The 15,606-nt window shown below is 38.7% G+C and carries 16 protein-coding genes; 12 read left to right on the forward strand and 4 right to left on the reverse strand.

Features of this window, described 5'->3' with window-relative positions; all coding sequences use genetic code 11:
- Window positions 1–232: 232 nt before the first annotated feature.
- The 7 genes from nusB to JW794_09715 all read left to right on the forward strand — a co-directional run bounded on the left by nusB (window position 233) and on the right by JW794_09715 (window position 7,848).
- Window positions 233–673 carry a transcription antitermination factor NusB gene (gene nusB, locus JW794_09685; GenBank protein MBN2018380.1) on the forward strand — a complete coding sequence of 147 codons (441 nt, stop codon included), beginning with the start codon at window positions 233–235 and terminating at the stop codon, window positions 671–673.
- Entirely contained in the window at window positions 666–1,553 is an 888-nt protein-coding gene (locus JW794_09690) for a glycosyltransferase (protein MBN2018381.1), read from the forward strand. Before nusB ends, JW794_09690 begins: the two co-directional genes overlap by 8 nt.
- Window positions 1,554–2,636, forward strand: a complete 1,083-nt coding sequence (locus tag JW794_09695) for a radical SAM protein (protein ID MBN2018382.1) — start codon at window positions 1,554–1,556, stop codon at window positions 2,634–2,636.
- Window positions 2,633–4,003, forward strand: a complete 1,371-nt coding sequence (locus JW794_09700) for a hypothetical protein (GenBank protein MBN2018383.1) — start codon at window positions 2,633–2,635, stop codon at window positions 4,001–4,003. The genes JW794_09695 and JW794_09700 overlap by 4 nt, the downstream gene beginning before the upstream one ends.
- Before the next feature lie 65 nt (window positions 4,004–4,068).
- On the forward strand, window positions 4,069–4,989 hold the full coding sequence (locus tag JW794_09705) for a CDP-alcohol phosphatidyltransferase family protein (GenBank protein ID MBN2018384.1): 921 nt from the start codon (window positions 4,069–4,071) through the stop codon (window positions 4,987–4,989).
- A 118-nt stretch (window positions 4,990–5,107) separates the two neighbouring features.
- Window positions 5,108–6,289 carry an HpcH/HpaI aldolase/citrate lyase family protein gene (locus tag JW794_09710; protein ID MBN2018385.1) on the forward strand — a complete coding sequence of 394 codons (1,182 nt, stop codon included), beginning with the start codon at window positions 5,108–5,110 and terminating at the stop codon, window positions 6,287–6,289.
- Entirely contained in the window at window positions 6,286–7,848 is a 1,563-nt protein-coding gene (locus JW794_09715; GenBank protein MBN2018386.1) for a citrate lyase subunit alpha, read from the forward strand. The genes JW794_09710 and JW794_09715 overlap by 4 nt, the downstream gene beginning before the upstream one ends.
- A gap of 119 nt (window positions 7,849–7,967) precedes the next feature.
- On the opposite strand, the gene JW794_09720 is transcribed toward JW794_09715, so the two are convergent.
- From JW794_09720 to JW794_09730, 3 genes are read right to left on the reverse strand one after another with little or no spacing between them, the layout of a single operon-like run.
- A complete protein-coding gene (locus JW794_09720) occupies window positions 7,968–9,215 on the reverse strand; it encodes a PDZ domain-containing protein (GenBank protein MBN2018387.1) in 1,248 nt (415 codons plus the stop codon).
- 21 nt (window positions 9,216–9,236) lie between these two features.
- The gene (locus JW794_09725) at window positions 9,237–9,701 is read right to left on the reverse strand and encodes a hypothetical protein (protein ID MBN2018388.1); all 465 of its coding nucleotides are present in this window, start codon (window positions 9,699–9,701) and stop codon (window positions 9,237–9,239) included.
- Window positions 9,688–10,212 (reverse strand): sigma-70 family RNA polymerase sigma factor, encoded by a 525-nt coding sequence (locus JW794_09730; GenBank protein ID MBN2018389.1) that lies wholly within the window; start codon window positions 10,210–10,212, stop codon window positions 9,688–9,690. Before JW794_09730 ends, JW794_09725 begins: the two co-directional genes overlap by 14 nt.
- A 148-nt stretch (window positions 10,213–10,360) precedes the next feature.
- On the opposite strand from JW794_09730, the gene JW794_09735 reads away from it, so the two are divergent.
- Window positions 10,361–11,560, forward strand: coding sequence for a tetratricopeptide repeat protein (locus tag JW794_09735; protein ID MBN2018390.1), 1,200 nt, complete (start codon window positions 10,361–10,363; stop codon window positions 11,558–11,560).
- A 134-nt stretch (window positions 11,561–11,694) separates the two neighbouring features.
- Entirely contained in the window at window positions 11,695–13,008 is a 1,314-nt protein-coding gene (locus JW794_09740) for a tetratricopeptide repeat protein (protein MBN2018391.1), read from the forward strand.
- Between the two features lie 149 nt (window positions 13,009–13,157).
- On the opposite strand, the gene JW794_09745 is transcribed toward JW794_09740, so the two are convergent.
- The gene (locus JW794_09745) at window positions 13,158–13,679 is read right to left on the reverse strand and encodes an NTPase (GenBank protein ID MBN2018392.1); all 522 of its coding nucleotides are present in this window, start codon (window positions 13,677–13,679) and stop codon (window positions 13,158–13,160) included.
- A gap of 121 nt (window positions 13,680–13,800) precedes the next feature.
- Here JW794_09745 and JW794_09750 point away from each other — a divergent pair, with 121 nt between their 5' ends.
- The 3 genes from JW794_09750 to JW794_09760 form a co-directional block, all read left to right on the forward strand.
- The gene (locus tag JW794_09750; protein MBN2018393.1) at window positions 13,801–14,328 is read left to right on the forward strand and encodes a PDC sensor domain-containing protein; all 528 of its coding nucleotides are present in this window, start codon (window positions 13,801–13,803) and stop codon (window positions 14,326–14,328) included.
- Window positions 14,329–14,340: 12 nt separating this feature from the next.
- Window positions 14,341–14,760, forward strand: a complete 420-nt coding sequence (locus JW794_09755; GenBank protein ID MBN2018394.1) for a GNAT family N-acetyltransferase — start codon at window positions 14,341–14,343, stop codon at window positions 14,758–14,760.
- A partial coding sequence (locus JW794_09760; protein ID MBN2018395.1) for a GNAT family N-acetyltransferase occupies window positions 14,757–15,606 on the forward strand: 850 nt, incomplete at its 3' end. The genes JW794_09755 and JW794_09760, both read left to right, overlap by 4 nt.

Consider the following 15,606-nt stretch of genomic DNA (forward strand, 5'->3'; position numbering starts at 1 on the left):
ATTCTATATTCATTACCCAAGGATATATTGCATAATTAAAAACAATAATATTCGATTGAAACATACTCATAACTTACCAAATATCTGTTTCATTTTCAGTTGACTTTATAAATAGTTCACTATTAAATAAAAAGAAATTCATAACATTCTATTCGGGAAGCATATGCTTCCCTTTTTTTATTGACAACATATGTACTTGACAGGGACTTATCATTCTTTGATAAGGTGAGACATGAAACGACGAGAAGCCAGAGAAATTGCGGTGCAAATGCTGTATGGACTTCACTTTGAAGAGATACCGCAAGACCACCTTTCTTTCGACGACTTATTAGACGAGAAATTCACCGAAGCAATATCAGTTAGCGACGTAACTTTTACTCTTGAGGATAAGCAATTTTGCATAGATTTGGTTAAAGAAACATACCTTCATCTCAACGAAATTGATGAACTCATAAAGAAATTTTCAAAAAAGTGGTCGTTTGACAGGATCAATATCCTGGAGAAATGTGTTCTGCGTCTTGGCGTTATGGAGATCGAATATACTGATATCCCGGGAAAAGTAGCGATCAATGAAGCTATCGAACTGGCTGAGGATTTCTCAGGGCAACGGTCAAAAAAATTTGTGAACGGCATCCTCGATGCTATCATGCATAGGGAAAAGAACAATGATTAATGTGAGTTTGGGCATTTTTGCCTATAATGAAGAAAAAAATATCAGGCAGCTTCTTGAAGCTGTGGAAGCACAGATTTTTAAAACAGTCAAACTCAAAGAGATCATCGTGGTATCCAGCGCTTCTACTGATCGGACCGATGAGATCGTGCGTGAATTTGAAAAAAAAGATCCTCGTATAAAACTTGTTGTTCAGAAAGAGCGAAAGGGTAAATCCTCGGCAATTAATCTCTTTCTGAAAGAAGCAACCGGTGATGTGCTCATCATAGAAAGTGCTGATACGATTCCCGCAAAAGATACGATCGAGAAACTCGCTGCGCCCTATGTCGATGAAACAATCGGTATGACCGGCGGACGTCCGGAACCCATCAATAATCCAAAAAGTTTTATTGGATTTGCCGTATGCATGATGTGGCGTTTACATCATAAGATGGCTATGGTTTCTCCTAAATTGGGAGAAATGGCTTCTTTCAGAAATCTCGTGAAAGAAATACCAGAACACAGCCCGGTCGATGAAGCAAGTATCGAATCTATCATCACACATCATGGACTCAAACTCAAATATATTCCAGATGCAATCGTGCACAACAAGGGACCGGAAAATGCAGCAGATTTTATTAAACAACGCAGACGTATTTATACCGGGCATTTATGGTTGCAGGATAACCAGGACTATACAGTCATCTCTCAGAATTCCGGTTTGATTATCGGACTAACACTTAAAGAATTCTCCCTCAATCCAATCAAGGATCTGAAAATTATTTACACAATGCTTCTCGAAGTTTGGGGACGTTTCCTCGGCTGGTATGATTACAAAATATTGAAGAAGATCCCATACAAATGGGAAATCTCGGAATCAACAAAAGATTTAAGTAAGTCATAAATGAAAAGCATAAAACTACTCCTCAAACTTATTTTCCTCCGTCTTTCACGACATCTCTACCAAAAGATCCTGCTGCCGGTCAATTATACAGTTAGTGTGACATATCGCTGTAATTCCCGATGTAAAACCTGTAATATCTATAAGATCAAAAGCGATGAACTTTCTGTCGATGAGTATGATAAAATATTTCGATCTATAGGAAAAGCAGCATACTGGATCACGATTAGCGGCGGTGAACCATTCCTGAGAAGAGATCTTGAAGAGATCATTAATGTGATGTACAAAAGATCCAGACCGAGTATCATCAACATTCCTACAAACGGACTGCTGTGCAAAGAAATACCTCAACGCGTTCGCGCAATCGCAGAGAATTGCCCGAACAGTAATATCGTGATCAATGTTTCAATAGATGATATTGAAGAACGCGATTCCGAAATACGTGGTGTGCCCGATGCTTATAAAAAAGCATTACAGACCTTCGAGGGAATCACAAAGATCGATTTGTGCAATGTGAATGTGGGCATTCATACGGTTATATCAAAATTCAATGTCGGACGATTCAGAGAAATTTCAGGCAGTATAATGGACCTCCATCCAGACTCATATATTACGGAAATAGCTGAGAATCGGGTCGAACTCGATACAATGAATGAGGATATTACTCCAAATGTCATGGATTACTCTCAAGCAATCGACTTTCTCCTTCATAAGATAAGAACGACTCCTTTCAAGGGTTTCAATAAAATAACCCAAACCTTCCGTATCGAGTATTATAAGATGGTTAAAAAAATCCTGAAAGATAAGCATCGAATCCTTCCTTGTTATGCGGGAATTCTCTCTGCACAGATCGTACCGAATGGAGATGTATGGCCTTGCTGTATCAAAGCAGTCGTGATTGGAAATGTAAAAGAACACAATTACAATTTTAAAAAACTCTGGAAAACTAGTAAGCTACTCAAAGATGAACGAAAGCTGATCCGCCAGGAAAAATGCTACTGTCCGATGGCAAATGCTTCATATACGAACATGCTTATGAGCAATAAGATCCTATTCAAAGCTGTGTTGAGATTGCTGAAAAAATGAGCGATAAATTCTTTACTATTCAAAAGCAGTACTCCATAAAAGACGGTAACTATATTTATTCTGACTTTTATGAGAAAACGCAGGAAAAAGTAGCGCTGATACTGAACTCCTATGAGCAAACCGAAAAATCAGAACAGGCAATCGGCATCCTTCTCAATGTATTTAAAGAAAATTTTTTCGATACATCCTATGATATAAAATCCAGACTCCAGAATGCAATTCGGGAAATGAACTGGCATCTTACTGCTTTTTTCAATAGGGAAAAATGCAAATTCGAAATGTCTGCTGTTATCTGTGTTATCAAGAACAATAAAGTATATTTCGTGCAAACCGGCCGCTTGATAATCTACGCCTTCACCGATACATTACTCCCGGTAGGATTGGATATTCAGAAAAACTTCAAAGAATCATTTCATGTTCCCATGCTTGGCATCAAAGAAGGTGATCTGCAGATAAAAGTACTGACAATCGATCTCGAACAAGATACAGATATCTTCATCCTACCTTTCACAGCTGCAAAAAATATTGATGCTTCACGTTTTGATAAAGATAATTTCACTCAAGATATAAACACTCTTTTTGAGGAAAAATCAATACCACTTATTCGAATTACCGCTTCAGACATGCATTCTCATTATAAACCCCGCAGAAAATTCAGGTTTAATTCCAGAATGACCGGACGGATCATGCTGATCGTCATCATTATCGCAACTGCCTACGTGCTTTTTGGACGCAAGTGGGGACAGGGACTTCTCAGTAGTGGAAAAGAAGTTATCAGTGAAAAAATGAGTCTGGTTGATTACAGATCACTCCTGCAAAATATGCCGTTCCCGGGCTTCGAAGTAAGAGACTGGCAGTGGTTAAGTCCGGCTGAGATAACAATGCCGCCAATTTTTGATGCGGAAAATATCTACATCATTACTGGAGATGAAATAACCTGCGTGAAAAAGAACACCTTCCAACTTAGATGGAAAGAACAATTTGATGGAGATATTCAGGATGTTCAGTCGTTCCGTGACGAGAAACTTCTTGTCATAGATTCAAAAGGAAACCATTCCTTGCTGGATAAAGCTAATGGGGAGATCGAGTGGCACAAAGTCAAGCCTGTAGTTCAGGAAAAGTATAGTAAACAAACACCGCAGGTCATTCCTATTGATTACCTTCGTGATGGTCGACTTGAACAAAATTATTATCTTTTATCAAATAAAAATGCAGTGAGACTGATCCTTGCAGACAAAGGGGATGTGATTGCTGAAGAAGTATTTGACGAGAAGATAGATTATATTTCAGATTACGATTATGTTGAAAAATGTTTTTATATCAGCATGGGCAGGAAGATCGTAAAAATCGATCTTGTTATTCTGTAGTTGATATGACGAATTCCGGATTCGTATTTTATATAAAAGGTTTTAAAAAGGAAAGATAGTTCGAAATGGCAAAAAAAGTAAATGTCAACAACATCAAAGAATATAACCAGAAGGTTCTACGTGAGTTCAGAACATCTCTGAAGCACACCATTTTTGATGAAACATTGACCCTCTATATTCTCCGTCCTATAGCTTTTATATTCGTCAAGATGATCTATCGTACGAATATAACACCAAACCAGGTCTCCCTGATGACAATCATTACAGGTCTTATCAGCGGATTTATTTATTCCTTTGGAAAACCGATATTTTTCATTATCGGCGGTGGATTGCACTTTTTCTGCCTTGTGCTGGATTGTGTTGACGGTATGATCGCTCGATTGAAGAAGAATGGTACTCCCGTTGGCAGGATCGTCGATGGTTTTGCAGATTACTCGGTCGGCGTGGCAGTTTTCATCGGTTATGGGATTGGACTAGCGCATGCAGGATACCAGGTGCCTTTTTCTATTAATATCTCACACTGGACACTACTTGCCATTTCTGCTGTTAGCTGGATCTTCCATTCGATAATTGTGGATTATTACCGTGTCGAGTTCATGGCTCATGGTCTTGGGATGATCAAATCTACTTGGGAAGAAAAGAGGCATTTCAAAGAAGAATTGAGAAAAATCAAGCATGAGAAGGGCAGGATCATGGATAAGATACTTATCGCATTGTATCTTGGCTATTCCCACCTTCAGCTCTTCAATCTGGAAAAAAGAGAAGTGTACGATCAAAAAACGTACTATAAAAAGAACAAAGTCATGGTCTTCCTTTGGTTCTGGATCGGTCCCACTGCTCAGGCATTTTTCATGATCATATCAGCAATTTTATTCAGACCAATCATTTTCTTCGGGTATATTCTTATAATTGCGAATCTATGGATGATCGTACTCTGGATCATCCAAATACATATAAATAAAAAAATCCTCATCAAGGAAACATAAATAATCAATAAATGCTTATATGATAAGGAACACTACAAAAGGTTGACCAAATAATTGTACATTATGGTTCATGACGAATTAAAATTTTTCAGCAACTATTTTTCATTAAGGAGTTAATATGGCAAAGATAGCATCTGCCGGAAATTATGGTCCGAAGATCCGCTCTGACTGCTTGGTAACAATCGAGCTTACAGATAGCGGGTTGGATATAGAGCTCATCAGCAAGATTAAAGATTTTTTTGGAGATCATATCATAGCGCTTGCGCAGGATGTTTTGAATTTCTTTGGCATTAAAAATGCAAAAATTAAAATCGAAGATCAGGGAGCGCTGGACTTTGTTATCGCTGCTCGTATTGAAGGTGCACTCAAGAAAGCTGATCCATCCATATCTAAATCCTACCTTCCCGAGATGAAGGCTCATTGCGAATATAAATCTTCGAAGGATGCACTTCGAAGATCTCGACTATACCTTCCGGGCAATTCCCCAAAACTGATGCTAAATGCCGGCTTACATGACGCAGATGCCCTTATTCTTGATCTCGAGGATTCGGTTCATCCCGATGAAAAAGATGCAGCGAGAATACTCGTTCGAAATGCTCTTCGAACAGTTGATTTCAAAGGTGCGGAACGAATGGTGCGCATCAATCAGCTTCCGCTTGGATTTGAAGATATAAAAGAGATCATTAATGAAAATGTTCACGTCATACTGATCCCGAAATGTGAATTAGCCCAGCAGGTTATCGATGTTGATGCAAAAATTGCCGAATGTAAGAAATCCAAAAAGCCGGTCTTTCTTATGCCGATCATCGAATCTGCAAAAGGAGTTATGCATGCATATGAGATCGCAGGTGCATCAGAGAATGTTGTTGCACTTGCACTTGGACTTGAGGATTATACAGCAGACATCGGAGTGACTCGATCAAAAAGTGAAGATGAATGTTTCTTTGCAAAAAGTATGGTTGTCAACGCTGCAAAAGCTGCTGGTAAACAGGCAATTGATACAGTATTCTCAGATGTGAATGACATGGAAGGTTTGTACGAGAATGTCAAACAGGCAAAAGCCCTTGGTTTTGATGGTAAAGGTTGTATCCATCCTCGCCAGATCAGGGTAATCCATAAAGCATTCCTTCCTACTGTAGAAGAACTGGTAAAAGCAGAGAGTATTATCGATGCATTCAATGCTGCCAAAAAGGAAGGTAAAGGAGTTGTTTCTCTGGGAAGTAAGATGATCGATGCGCCGGTTGTAAAGCAAGCTCAAAAAGTTTTGAAAATGGCAAAGATCGGAGGTATGATCAAATGAAAAAAGCAGATAAATTTGTAAAAAATGCAGCCGGACGTCTCGTACCCACGATCGTAAACGGCAAAAAAGTTATGCCTTTTATGGGAGTTGGAAAATACAGACCTAACCACAAAGGTGCTTCACCCCGAGTACCAACTATCATAGATTATCCGATGGATTGCAATAAGGTCGTAGGTTCTCTTAAAGATTCACTCATACAATCAGGTTTGAAAGACGGCATGACCATTTCGACACATCACCATTTCAGAAATGGAGATTATGTTGCGAATTGGATCTTCGAAATTGCAGCAGAACTTGGCATAAAAGATCTTGTTTGGCTACCAAGCGCTGCTTTTCCCTGCCATGCGCCGATCATAAAACATCTTGAATCCGGTGTTGTTCATCATATTGAAGGCAGCTTGAACGGACCTCTTGGAGATTTTTGCAGCCGTGGCAAGATGAAAGGACTTGGATACTTACGAAGTCATGGCGGCAGATATCGTGCTATTGCCGATGGTGAAATCCATGTTGATATTGCAGTACTTGCTGCTTCAGCTTCAGACATGACGGGTAATGCAAACGGTGTTCTTGGAAAACATCCTTTTGGTCCAATGTCGTTTTCTAAAGTTGATTCCATGATTGCAGACCGGACGATTATTGTCACAGATACGTTGCTTGATTTCCCCTGTTACCCATGGGAAATAATGGGCAACGAGGTGGATTTCGTTGTTGTTGTTGATGAGATTGGCGATCCTTCAAAAATAGTATCCGGCACGACAAAAATTACAAAAAGCCCTGACCGTTTGCTCATTGCCGAATATGCTGCAAAATTTGTTGAAGCAGCTGGTATTCTCAGAGACGGAATGAGCTTTCAGGCAGGAGCCGGTGGAGTATCATTAGCATTTACCGATTTTGTAAATAATATGATGATTGAAAAAGACATCAAGGCAAGAAGTATGATCGGGGGAAGTACAAAATATCTTGTAGATATGATGAATAACGGTCGTACCGATTATATCTTTGACGGACAAAATTTTGGCTTAGAAGCGATCGTTTCTCTGAGAGATAATCCCAGACACATACCAATTGATGTTCGTGAAAGTTACGATTATCATGCAAAAAGTAACCTCGTTCAAATGATGGATGTGATTGTACTCGGTAGTACAGAAGTTGATGTTAACTTCAATGCGAATTGCGTGACTCACAGTGATGGACGAATGCTACACGGTATTGGTGGATTCCAGAACTGTATGATGGCAAAATGCACCATGATCGCTGCGCCGTCATTTAGAGATAGAATTCCGGTGATCAAGGATGAAGTAACTACACTTGTGGCACCTGGTGACTTGGTCGATGTTATCGTAACAGAACGAGGTATAGCCATTAATCCGTTGAGAGCTGATCTGATTGAAGCAACAAGGAATTCAAGACTTCCGATAAGAGATATTCGTGACATTAAAGATGAGGTCGATGATATGTGCGGTATTCCGGTAAAACCAAAACTTTCTGATGAAGCAGTCGCAGTTGTTGAATGGGTTGATGGCACGATCCTCGATACGATTTACAAGATCGAAGAATAATACACAAAAAATATACAAACACCGAAGGCGATAATGCGCATTATCGCCTTCATGTTATATAAAAAGCCCTTCATTCAAAGGGCTTTTGGGAGAAACGAGCTATCTTTGTGTGTATCCCCTTAGATTGCTCCGCTATCTTCGATGCGTAACACATCGACATCTAGTTTTTTTAATTTTTCATGCAGTGAATCCAATTTTGCATCCAGTTTAACGCCCCCTTCTTCCATTCCTTGTTCTATCTTTTGCATAATATTTTCAAAATCAAGGATCTTTTTTTCATCTCCATCGATATACATTTTCATCAGCCCGTTATCAATGGAAATCTGCAGTTGGTCAGCAAAATCGGATTTCTCTCCAACTTTGGTATTGACTGTTATCACTTCCCCATCGCGTAGTACTTCGAGGACCACGTCATTATCAACTTCAACATCATCAAGGATCATAGAAATATCATTAATATCATCAACCATTATACCGTTGATCTCAACAATAACATCCTTTTCCTTAAGTAATGATCCTGCTGCTGGAGAGCCTTCGTATATTTTCTTTATCAACAAACCATCTTTGTCATCAAGTTCATCCACCTGCAATCCGAGCCATTTGCCATCCTTGTCTTTGTAATTCCACACATATACATTACTTGGTTTATCAAACCAATCAAAATTTCCGAAGATTTTTTTATTGATCTCTTTCTTTCCAAGTACAACATTGAATGTTTTATACTCTCCATCGCGGAAAATATCAACAGTAACAGATTGCTCCGGTTCCATGCCAACCAGCATTTTGCTGATCTGGTCTGACGTATAGACATGCTGACCTGCAAGATCGAGCATGATATCTCCTTCGAGTATTCCTGCATCAGCACTGGGTCCATCCTTAACGATATCAGAGATCAAAACGCCATAATTGGTATTGAGTCCTTTCTTTTGGTATTCTTTCTCTTTCATATCGGAAAGATACACACCAAGGTATGCCTTATATTCCGGCTTAGGTTCGAAATCTGCTTTGTTTGCTAGTGTGAGTTTGATCGTTTTTTCATCACCGTCACGGTAAATTTTAAACTTAACTTTTTGCCCGGGTTTGTACATCTTAAGCATTTTTGTGAACTGGTCATGGTTGAAGAGTTTTGTTCCATCCATCTCAAGGATAATATCCTTGCTCATCATGCCTGCTTCCTGTGCCGGCGTATCATCGACAACACCATTAACAATAATGCCATATTCAACACCTACATCTTCATAATCCCAGATATCTCTGGGATAAATACCCACAAATGCTTTCCCCTCTTCTTCCGCTGAGAGTGGTAATACAGCTGCGATCAAAAGGACCATAAATCCAAGTGATGCAATGAGTTTCAGCTTTTTCATTTTGGTTATACCTCCATTTTGTTAAAATGTTCTATTATAAGCAAGTTGTGCATGCTGTGCATCAAACTCTGACACGATCAGCACTGCATCGTTATTTTCATGGGATTTGTATTTACGGATCACGTATGCTTTATCTTCTCGATATTTTTCCGGATCGATATCATCTCGGATGGAAGGATTCCTGATAGATGTGTATTTCAGGCAATCAATCAATTCCATTGTTGTCTTTGGTTTCACAGCTGAACCAGCAGATGCGCGAAACGTGATCTCATGAGCTTTGAGTGCAAACTGTGGTCTTATAACCAGTGTAAGGGCAACTGCAAAAAAAAGGACTGCGAATCCAACTGCCCATCGAAGATTGGCATAGACCCGTTTTGTGGAATTGAAATATCGGTTTATTAACTGAGATTGAAGTTCATGTTCAAATATCTCAGCTTTGAGGATTGGCACTTCGATCTTGTCTAAGGTTTCTTCAAATTTCTTCATAGGATATATCTCCCTGTAAAAAGTTTCGTAACTTTTCTAATGAACGATGTACTTGTACTTTAATTGTTCCTTCTTTCTGTTTGAGGATCTCAGCTATCTCTTTATGTTTCATCTTCTCAAAGAAGCGGAGTGATATCAGGTTCTGCTCATACAGATCGAGTTGACGGATTGCTTCTTTTAATGATTGATAATCAAGATCCATGAGTTCCTTGCCTTGGATTGTTTGCTTTTCACGCAACTTATCCTTCATCTGCTGATTTCGCTTTTCTTTCCTGAAATATTGATTGGTTTCGTTCACCGCAATCCGATAGAGCCAGGAAGAGAAGGAGCATTTTTTCTCATTAACGAAACGATATCGACCAATATTCGTCATTGCTTTATAAAAAATATTAGACACGATCTCGTTACGCGCAGCGTCATCGTTCACTCTATGATACACAAAATTATTGATCTTTGGAAAATATCTCTGATACACTTCTCCAAAAGCGGAGATGTCTTTTTTCGCTTTCAAAATGAGCTTTTTTTCAGACACGTTCATCATTTCCATGTTTCATGTACCTTTATAACGTAAAAATGAGAAAAAGGTTACAAGGTTTAGGTCAATTTCTTGACAAGATACTAACCTTTTAAATCCTAAATTATAAATGAGGAGTCATTCTATGAAAAATTTTTTTATTATTACAACTTTTATTTTTCTCGTTACCTGTCTTGGTGCAAAAACATTCATGAGGGAATATAACTATCGTGCAGGTGAAGCGGACAGCAAGATAACAGCAAGAGCAATTGCACTCGAGCAGGTGAAGCGTCTACTCCTTGAAGAAATCGGTGTATATATCAGCACTTCCTTCGAGAATAAAACTATCGAAATCGGTGATGAGATAAAAGAACTGACTACTCAGGATATCGAAGTCATCTCCGCTGGAATTACTGAAACTACCATCATTGAAGAGGACTGGACAGGTGATCATTACTTTATAAAAGCAGAGATCATCGTTGATGAAAACGATGTGCTTGAACGGCTGAATGATGTGGTGCAGGACCAGGAACGGGCAGAAGAACTTGAGGAGTCACGCAAACGCGCAGATGAAGCGCTTGCCCAGATTGATGATTTAAACAAAAAATTAGCTGCACTCCAGCAGGAGAATGAAGCACTTAAACAAGAGCAGGATGAGCTTGAAAGTCATAAAGACATGCTTGCAGATGATAAAGTAAAAGAGAAGGAATACGAGATCCAGGTCAATCAAAGTAAGATCGATCAGCAGAAAAGAGAATTGCAGGCACAATACCTGGCAGAGAATAACAAACTCGCTGCTGAATACTGGTTCCAGAAAGGTGTTTCTGCAAAAGATAACGGAAATTTTGATCAAGCTATCGATAACCTAATGAAAGCTAAAGAATATAATCCTGACGATCCCCGCATCTATGCAGGACTCGGTCTCTGCTATGGCATGAAACATAATTTTGATGAAGCGATCGGAAACTATGAAAGAGCTCTTGAATTAAAACCGAACGATCCTCGAACCTTGGTCGGGCTTGCGATGGTCTATGAACAGCAAGGTGACAGGCAGCATGCAAAAGAGCTTGTGCTCGAAGCAATCAAATCAAATCCGAATTATGCGAATGGACTTCTTACACTCGGGATCATTCAAAATCAAATAGGTAATTATGAGGAAGCGCGGGAAACACTGGTAAAACTTATCGCAATGAAACCACGATATTCGGCTGCATACTTCCAACTCAGTTTTGTTTTCAAAAATCTGGGTGATAACGATAAAGCATTAAAAAATCTTCAGAGAGCTGCGGAATTGGGTCATAAGAAAGCTCGGCAATTAATAAAGGAAGTTAATAAGAAAAAATAGAGAATCCAGCGATCACATACACATTCTAAACTTATTATTCTCAAGCTACTTCCAAAAGTATCATCTTCGGAAAATAATACTTTGACAAATTGAAAATTACTGATATATTTCTATAGCTTCATAAGGAGTTTTCTATGAAAAAAATTATAATATTGTTGCTCATGATCTTTTTTGTATTTTCCCTCTCTGCAAAAACCTTTGTTCGGGATTATACCTATCAGGCAGGGGAAGCAGACAGCAAGTTGAGTGCAAGGGCTATCGCTTTGGAACAAGTTAAACGTTTGCTTCTGGAAGAAGTTGGCGTGTATATCAGTTCATCACTTGAAATTCAAACGATCGAGATCAGCAATGAGCTGAAAGAGCTCACAAAACAGGATATTGAAGTCATTTCTGCGGGTATTACTGAAACCAAGATCGTAGGTGAAAAATGGAATGGCGAATCCTATTGGCTGAAAGCTGAAATCCAGCTTAATGAAAATGACGTGTTACAAAGGCTTGAGAACCTCGTTAACAACAACGAATATAAGAAAGCAATTGAAGATAGCCGGAAAGAAACAGATGCAGCACTTGCTGAGATAGAAAGACTGCGATCCGAACTTGAGCAGGAAAAAGATAAAAACAAGCAGGCGCAACTGCAAAAAGCTTATATCACAGAGACAAATAAATTGAGTGCTTTGGATTTATATGAAAAAGGTTCAGAAGCTTTTTACAATGATGATATTGAGAATGCTGTAACATATTTAGAAGAATCTGTAAAAATTGATCCAACCTCTACAATTGCATGGTTTATTTTAGGTATTGTAAATAAAATTAATAGCGACTATGGACAGGCAATCAAATGTTATACTAAGATTTTGGAATTAGATTCGCTGTATTCATACGCCATAGTTGGACTTGGCGAAATTTACCAGGAAAAACATGACTATGATAAAGCTGTGTTTTATTATAAAAAAGCCTTGCAAATAGATTCTCAGGATTTTAGCGCTTACATAAATCTTGGAATGACCTATGAGAATATGGAATATTATGATGAAGCAATTGCATGTTACAAAGAAATGATGGAACTTGATACTGAAACCTCTTATGAGATCGGTTGCCTGGCACGAGTATATGAAAAAATGGAAGACTATTCCAACGCAATAACCTATTATAATCTTGTACTAGAACAAGATCCTGAAAGCATATTAGATTTGATGTATTTAGGGAATATTTACTGCAAAGTTAGTGATTATTCTCACGCAGTAGACACATACAAAAAAGCTTATGCTTTAGAGCCGGACAATATATGGATTTTAAATAGTCTCGGTCAGGCGTATTTTTCTTTGGGAGATAGGGAGAATAGTTATAAATATTACATCAAATCAGCTCAACTTGGCGATACTGAGGTTCAGGACTGGTGTGACACATATGGTATTGAATGGCGTGTTGAAAAAGTGCAGCAGAAATAGCATAAAGTAAGGATTTGCGAGTTATGATATAGCGGTTCACACTTCATTGCGAACCAATTCTTCCACACAGGATTTTAATCGCAGCGAACGATATGAGTGTGATTCGAGAATCGAAACTTTTTACCAAGCCCTAGCTTGGCAAAACAAGTTTATAATACCTTTCCTAATTTATTGATAACCTTATCAAAAATTGTATCTCTATTGAACTGTGTCACCTCAAAGATCTGAACATCCTCTCTCGCTTTTAACTCCTTCGTGAGTTCACAATCAATCCTTTTTATCGTTGCAAGAAGTGGTTTGTCTGAATCAAATACCTGTCGCAATTTGTCACAAAATGTCTGACTGAACATCTCCATCCTGCCGATCTCATCGATCACGATAAGGTCTGCGTTCGTGAGTGCTTGCTCCAGTGCAGGAATACCAATTTTTTCGAACGCATCAATATTCAACCCATACTTATTCACCCGGTATGGAGAATCTGATTTCTCAGAAGCCATGACCATCTGGTTGCCCTCAAAATCGGTAATATAGAATCCGGTTCGTCTGCCCTGCTCCATCATTTCATGAGTATAGAAACCAGCTATTTTGCATGAAAGCTGCTTCGTGATCTTATTGATAAATGTCGTCTTTCCAACACCGGGATAACCTGTAATGAGTATGTTCTTTGGCATGGCAACAAAAATTGATATTTAATACAACCACGCAAGAAATTTTTATTTCAAATATATAAAACTTGATGTAATAAGCGCATGTAGGTTATTATTAATCAAAAAATTACACTGTGGAGACACTATGTTTCGAACAATATCTTTCGTTTTCACTTTGTCTGTAGTTATAGTAGTTATGTCAGCATGTACGTGCCCCTACTGTGAAAAGCTGGAGTACAAAGACACTCAAACAACGATCGAAGCTGAAGTACAAAAAAAAGCTCAGGAATTAGTGAAAATCTCAGATAGACAGGAAGGAGACATAACATCTGTTCTCACTTCGCTCTTATCTGGAAACGCACGCATCTTTGGAGCTGCATATGCTTCAGCACCCTATGATGAGAGTAATGAACTTATCGAAACGTATTATGTATTTCGAGATGGTGATGATATTAAGAAAATCCATGATCCAGCTTACAATTTCATGACATCTGAAAATAGCAATTGGTATAAAAAACCATATCTGAGTAAAAAAGCAGAATGGAGCATTCCATATTATGATGTTGATGGATCAGGAGCAAATTACTATTTGACTACATACTCATATCCAATACTGGAGAACGGAGAGGTTCAATTTATCCTTACTGCAGATTATCTTCTTTCCACAAAATGAAGAGCTGAAGTCATGTCAGAGATAACGTATAATAACACATTACCCGATATTGATCAGTACTACACTCTCTTTCAGTCAACCGGCTGGAACACTGATTATAAAGCAACTCCTCAAGAATTGATAATCTCAATCAAGAATAGTTGGTTTTCTGTAAGTGCTTATCATCAGGATAAGCTTGTTGGATTCGGACGTATGCTGTGTGACGGTGTTCTTCATGCTGTCTTGTTCGATGTAATTGTGATGCCAGAATATCAAAGGAAGGGAATCGGAACAGAAATCATGAGCAGTCTGCTTGCCAAATGCGATGAATACAACATCAGAGATATTCAGCTTTTCTGTGCAGAATATAAGGAATCTTTCTACAACAAGTTTGGTTTCAAACCGAGACCTGATAATGCACCGGGCATGGAGATCAAAAAAAGTATAGAATGAGATTAGTAGCATATTCGGACGTCGATTTATTTCTTGAATCTGCTCTGCCTGTATTACTTGAGAATGAGGTAGAAAATAACCTTATCCTCGGTATTACTTTGGTCTTGAGAAATAATCCTGATATCTATCCACAGAAATTTCTTGCTGAGATCCGAGATAAAGGAAAACCTGAAACCATTGCTGTATGTACACCACCTCATAAACTGTTACTGTACAGCAAAAATGAACACGCAAACGACCATTACAAGCTCATCGTAGAAAAGATGCTGAAGACTCAAAGCATTCCTGGGGTTCTTGCTTCGAAGGATACTGCACTGAACTTTGCAAAGGTCTGGCAAGATTTGACGAACGGAACAGTTAAACCGGGTATGTCAGAACGAATCTATAAGCTGGAAAAGGTTTCATTCCCATCAAAGACCAAAGGTAACATGAGAATTGCTGCTGAGAAAGATTTTGAACTGATCTGTGAATGGATCAGGGCTTTCCATCATGAAGCAACACCAGCAGATCCTCTCGGAAATGTCGAAGCTTTTGTTAAAAGAAAAATAGGGAAAAATGAGATTGCTTTCTGGGAAACTGAGAATCCCGTAAGCATCATTGCTAAGGCAAGGCCAACCATAAACGGAGTGTGTGTGAATATGGTTTACACACCACCCGAACAACGCGGACAAGGATATGCAAGCAATCTTGTAGCAGCATTCAGCCAATCTCTGCTTGACGAAGGATGGAGATTCTGCACACTTTTTACTGATTTATCGAATCCTACCTCAAACAGTATTTACCAGAAAATCGGATACAGACCGATATGCGATTTTCTGGAATACATGTTTGAGAAACAAAAGGATT

It is taken from the genome of Candidatus Cloacimonadota bacterium, from assembly GCA_016932035.1.
In the GTDB taxonomy this organism is placed as follows: Bacteria; Cloacimonadota; Cloacimonadia; order JGIOTU-2; family JGIOTU-2; genus Celaenobacter.

Excerpts from the sequence above, each read along its gene's own strand:
- JW794_09700 (MBN2018383.1), top strand. The coding sequence starts at position 2,633 with ATGAGCGATAAATTCTTTACTATTCAAAAGCAGTACTCCATAAAAGAC.
- JW794_09715 (MBN2018386.1), top strand. The coding sequence starts at position 6,286 with ATGAAAAAAGCAGATAAATTTGTAAAAAATGCAGCCGGACGTCTCGTA.
- JW794_09705 (MBN2018384.1), top strand. The coding sequence starts at position 4,069 with ATGGCAAAAAAAGTAAATGTCAACAACATCAAAGAATATAACCAGAAG.
- JW794_09745 (MBN2018392.1), bottom strand. The coding sequence starts at position 13,679 with ATGCCAAAGAACATACTCATTACAGGTTATCCCGGTGTTGGAAAGACG.
- JW794_09710 (MBN2018385.1), top strand. The coding sequence starts at position 5,108 with ATGGCAAAGATAGCATCTGCCGGAAATTATGGTCCGAAGATCCGCTCT.
- JW794_09755 (MBN2018394.1), top strand. The coding sequence starts at position 14,341 with ATGTCAGAGATAACGTATAATAACACATTACCCGATATTGATCAGTAC.
- JW794_09695 (MBN2018382.1), top strand. The coding sequence starts at position 1,554 with ATGAAAAGCATAAAACTACTCCTCAAACTTATTTTCCTCCGTCTTTCA.
- JW794_09735 (MBN2018390.1), top strand. The coding sequence starts at position 10,361 with ATGAAAAATTTTTTTATTATTACAACTTTTATTTTTCTCGTTACCTGT.
- JW794_09740 (MBN2018391.1), top strand. The coding sequence starts at position 11,695 with ATGAAAAAAATTATAATATTGTTGCTCATGATCTTTTTTGTATTTTCC.
- JW794_09750 (MBN2018393.1), top strand. The coding sequence starts at position 13,801 with ATGTTTCGAACAATATCTTTCGTTTTCACTTTGTCTGTAGTTATAGTA.
- JW794_09690 (MBN2018381.1), top strand. The coding sequence starts at position 666 with ATGATTAATGTGAGTTTGGGCATTTTTGCCTATAATGAAGAAAAAAAT.
- nusB (MBN2018380.1), top strand. The coding sequence starts at position 233 with ATGAAACGACGAGAAGCCAGAGAAATTGCGGTGCAAATGCTGTATGGA.
- JW794_09725 (MBN2018388.1), bottom strand. The coding sequence starts at position 9,701 with ATGAAGAAATTTGAAGAAACCTTAGACAAGATCGAAGTGCCAATCCTC.
- JW794_09720 (MBN2018387.1), bottom strand. The coding sequence starts at position 9,215 with ATGAAAAAGCTGAAACTCATTGCATCACTTGGATTTATGGTCCTTTTG.